The organism is Candidatus Pantoea deserta (assembly GCF_003813865.1).
Classification (GTDB): domain Bacteria; phylum Pseudomonadota; class Gammaproteobacteria; order Enterobacterales; family Enterobacteriaceae; genus Pantoea; species Pantoea deserta.
Window position 1 is genome coordinate 1 of the sequence record NZ_RMVG01000043.1, and the last position, 4158, is coordinate 4158.

The 4158-nt window shown below is 52.2% G+C and carries 3 protein-coding genes and 4 tRNA genes; 6 read left to right on the forward strand and 1 reads right to left on the reverse strand.

Annotated elements, in window-relative coordinates; genetic code table 11:
* Positions 1-110 precede the first annotated feature (110 nt).
* Positions 111-1148: a UDP-N-acetylmuramate dehydrogenase gene (gene murB / locus BBB56_RS23125; RefSeq protein ID WP_123803236.1), complete on the forward strand. Its 1038-nt coding sequence runs from the start codon at positions 111-113 to the stop codon at positions 1146-1148.
* The gene (gene birA, locus BBB56_RS23130; RefSeq protein ID WP_123803237.1) at positions 1145-2104 is read left to right on the forward strand and encodes a bifunctional biotin--[acetyl-CoA-carboxylase] ligase/biotin operon repressor BirA; all 960 of its coding nucleotides are present in this window, start codon (positions 1145-1147) and stop codon (positions 2102-2104) included. The genes murB and birA overlap by 4 nt, the downstream gene beginning before the upstream one ends.
* 36 nt (positions 2105-2140) lie before the next feature.
* Here birA and coaA read toward each other — a convergent pair whose 3' ends face one another.
* Positions 2141-3091 carry a type I pantothenate kinase gene (coaA, locus tag BBB56_RS23135; RefSeq protein WP_123803238.1) on the reverse strand — a complete coding sequence of 317 codons (951 nt, stop codon included), beginning with the start codon at positions 3089-3091 and terminating at the stop codon, positions 2141-2143.
* Between the two features lie 439 nt (positions 3092-3530).
* On the opposite strand from coaA, the gene BBB56_RS23140 reads away from it, so the two are divergent.
* The 4 genes from BBB56_RS23140 (at position 3531) to BBB56_RS23155 (ending at position 4045) form a co-directional block, all read left to right on the forward strand.
* A tRNA-Thr gene (locus tag BBB56_RS23140) sits at positions 3531-3606 on the forward strand.
* Between the two features lie 7 nt (positions 3607-3613).
* Positions 3614-3698: transfer RNA gene (locus tag BBB56_RS23145), tRNA-Tyr, on the forward strand.
* A gap of 191 nt (positions 3699-3889) precedes the next feature.
* Positions 3890-3964, forward strand: a tRNA-Gly gene (locus tag BBB56_RS23150).
* Between the two features lie 5 nt (positions 3965-3969).
* Positions 3970-4045 (forward strand) — tRNA-Thr (locus BBB56_RS23155).
* Positions 4046-4158 lie beyond the last annotated feature (113 nt).

Consider the following 4158-nt stretch of genomic DNA (forward strand, 5'->3'; position numbering starts at 1 on the left):
CGGCGATCGCTGAAAAGCACGCTTTTCGCGCGGCAACATGATCAAAACTTCCCTACAAGCCTGAAATGATGCGGTAAACTAGGCGCAGATAACTTAGTTAAGGCCGCACAATGTCCCACCAGTATCCTTCTCTGCAAGCTGACAATACGCTGGGTCTTGCGATCCGCGCTCATCACCGCATTATCGCTGATACACCGGAAGCCATCCTTACCGCCTGGCAACGCGCAGAACGTCATCAGCAGCCCTTTATCCTGCTCGGTGAAGGAAGCAATGTACTTTTCCTGGACGATTTCGCCGGTACGGTTGTTCTTAATCGAATCAAAGGCATCAATATTCAGGAACAGGACGACAGCTGGAAAATTCATGTCGGGGCCGGCGAAAACTGGCACGCGCTGGTTGAATCAACTCTGCGCGAGGGGATTGCCGGACTCGAAAATCTTGCCCTTATTCCTGGCATGGCCGGATCGGCGCCTATTCAAAATATTGGCGCCTATGGCGTTGAGTTAAAGGATGTCTGCGCATACGTTGATGTCCTCGATCTGCGCACTGGTGAAACCGCGCGCCTGTCTCAGCAAGAGTGCGCTTTTGGCTACCGCGACAGCATCTTTAAACATCAGTATCAGCAGGGCTACGCGATTACCGCGCTCGGTCTCAGTTTGAGCAAGCAATGGCGGCCAGTGCTGACCTACGGTGATTTAACGCGCCTCAATCCCGCCACGGCGACGCCTCAGGACGTATTCGATGCGGTATGCAGGATGCGCCGGAGTAAACTGCCCGATCCTCGCGTGACGGGCAACGTCGGCAGTTTCTTCAAAAATCCGCTGGTCAGCCGCGAACAGGCTGACAGGTTAATGAGCGCTTATCCTGATATGCCGCATTATCCACAGGCCTGCGGCGAGGTTAAACTGGCCGCGGGTTGGTTGATCGATCAATGCCAGCTCAAAGGGTTTCGCCTGGGCGGCGCAGCGGTGCATCAGCAGCAGGCGCTGGTACTCATTAACGCTGATCAGGCCAGCTCTCAGGATATTGTTGAGCTGGCCAGAACCGTACGCGCTCGCGTCGGGCAAAAATTTGATGTGTGGCTCGAACCTGAAGTGCGTTTTATCGGCGCGCAGGGCGAGTGCAACGCCGTAGAGATCATTTCATGAAAGACCATAGCATTCCTTTAAGGCTGGTTGAGATACTCTCTGACGGAGAGTTTCATTCCGGCGAACAGCTTGGCGAATATTTAGGTATGAGTCGCGCTGCGATCAACAAACATATACAGACGCTCAAAACCTGGGGACTGGACATCTATACGGTGACAGGAAAGGGATATAGCCTGCCGGCGCCGATGCAGCTGCTGGATAAAGACGCCATTCTTTCACAGCTTGCCCGGCCAGACCTGGACGTGATTCCGGTTATCGACTCCACGAATCAATATCTGCTGGACCGCATGAGCAGTTTGCAGTCCGGGGATGCCTGTATTGCCGAATATCAGCAGGCAGGCCGCGGTCGCCGGGGGCGGCAGTGGTTTTCTCCCTTTGGCGCGAATCTCTATATGTCGATGTACTGGCGTCTGGAACAGGGACCCGCCGCGGCGATGGGGCTGAGTCTGGTTATCGGTATCGTTATGGCAGAGACATTACAGCAGCTGGGCGCAAAAGACGTACGTGTAAAATGGCCCAACGATCTCTATCTTCAGGATCGTAAACTGGCAGGCATCCTGGTCGAACTGACGGGGAAAACCGGCGATGCGGCGCAAATCGTGATTGGAGCGGGTATCAATCTTGCTATGCGCGGCGCGGGTACTGAACAGATAAATCAGGGCTGGATAAACTTGCAGGAAGCCGGTATCGCTATCAATCGAAACGAGCTGGCAGCGACGCTAATCAATCGTCTGCGCGACACGCTGCCGGTATTTGAACGCGATGGACTGGCGCCATTTACCGAACGCTGGAAAGCGCTGGATAACTTTATCGATCGGCCCGTTAAGCTGTTAATTGGCGAGCGGGAAATTCATGGTATCGCCAGAGGCATCGATAAACAGGGCGGATTGCTGCTTGAACAGGATGGCGAGTTGAAATCCTGGGTAGGCGGAGAAATATCCCTGCGTCCTCAGTAAAGAAAAGCCTGCCGCGCGCAGGCTTTTTTATCGCGCTTATTTACGCAATCTGACGCGGTCTACCGCATGATTGCCGCCTTTGGTCATAATCAGGCTGGCGCGCTCACGGGTAGGAAGGATGTTTTCCTGCAAGTTCAGCCAGTTGATCTCTTTCCACAGTCCGGTGGCGATCTGCACGGCCTCTTCTTCAGAGAGCTGCGCATAATGATGGAAATAGGAATCGGGATCCGTAAAGGCCCCCTGACGGAATTTTAAAAAGCGATTGATATACCAGCTTTGCAGCAGATCTTCCGGCGCATCCACATAGATGGAAAAATCCACAAAGTCTGAAACAAAAACATGATGCGGGTCGTGAGGATAATCCATCCCGCTCTGTAGTACGTTTAACCCTTCCAGAATAAGGATGTCGGGCTGGTGAACCACTTTATCCCCATCCGGAATAACGTCGTAGACCAAGTGTGAATAGACGGGCGCGGTCACCTGACTGGCGCCTGACTTTAACGCCGAGACAAAGTTAACCAGCCTGTGCATATCATAAGACTGTGGAAAGCCTTTCTTTTTCATCAGGCCGCGCTCTTTCAACACCGCGTTAGGGTGAAGAAAGCCGTCTGTGGTAATCAGTTCGACTTTACGATGTTCGGGCCAGCGGCTTAGCAGCGCCTGTAGCACGCGTGCGGTGGTACTTTTACCCACAGCGACGCTGCCGGCAATGCTAATGATATAGGGAATTTTCTGTCCGTCGGTGCCAAGAAACTGTTCCAGCACGGCCTGACGGCGCAGATTCGAGCTGATGTAGAAGTTGAGCAGGCGCGAGAGGGGAAGATAGATCTCGGCGACCTCCTCCAGAGATAAATCCTCATTAATGCCTTTGAGCTGCGCAATCTCTTCTTCAGTTAAGGTCATCGGCACGGAATTACGCAGCGCGGCCCACTGCTTGCGGGTGAACTCTAAATAGGGTGTGGTCAGAGGTGAAGTTTTTTTATTCATAAGTATTCGTCTGACTGCCAGCGCAGGCTCCTTCCCGTCACGCCGATAAAAAACCTGTTGTGATACGAGAACACAGCAGCATGTCATAGGGTCTTTACTGAGAACAATGGGCTGGAGGTTATCATCAGTGTGACAATAAAAAGAAGAAAAATGATAATTCCCCGCACGCTTTCACACGTTGCTGTGCAGGTTATCGCTTTTTTTAAGCGGCTATCTAAAAAAAGAGAGCTAAAAAAACGTTAACGGCGCAGGCCTGAGCGCGACTGGAAGCCCTATCGGGATAAATCGACGCGGCAGGAAATAGCCCGTTTTCGCCTGTTTTTTCTTCACTAAATCGTCAAAATGAGAGTATTTGCACAAATAGTAGGCGATAGAATTATTTCCGCGATTTTTTTGTTGCATCCTGCCTCCGACCTTCCTAGAATGCGCGTCACTTGATGCCGGCTTAGCTCAGTTGGTAGAGCAACTGACTTGTAATCAGTAGGTCACCAGTTCGATTCCGGTAGCCGGCACCATCAAGTAGGTGGGATTCCCGAGCGGCCAAAGGGAGCAGACTGTAAATCTGCCGTCACAGACTTCGAAGGTTCGAATCCTTCTCCCACCACCATCTCAACCCTTGCGGTTGGGAACAGATAAACGGCCTGTTTGTCTGTCGGTGAGTCACTCTCTCACCCCAAATTCAACGCGCGCTTCGGCGCAGTTAAAGTCGGTCGGTAACGCTGGCAGACTTAGAATAGTAGGGGAACATCTCTTATTATTCACAAGCTACAGAAAGAACAGGTAGCCGAGTTCCAGGATGCGGGCATCGTATAATGGCTATTACCTCAGCCTTCCAAGCTGATGATGCGGGTTCGATTCCCGCTGCCCGCTCCAGATGTGCTGATATGGCTCAGTTGGTAGAGCGCACCCTTGGTAAGGGTGAGGTCCCCAGTTCGACTCTGGGTATCAGCACCACTTCCTTTATCTCCTCCCTGATTCTCTCTCTGTAAATCCTGCACTCAGGCAAAGCCTGGTTGATGTGACTATATCTTAGATATATCCGTGTCTTAGAGGGACAAGCGATGGCT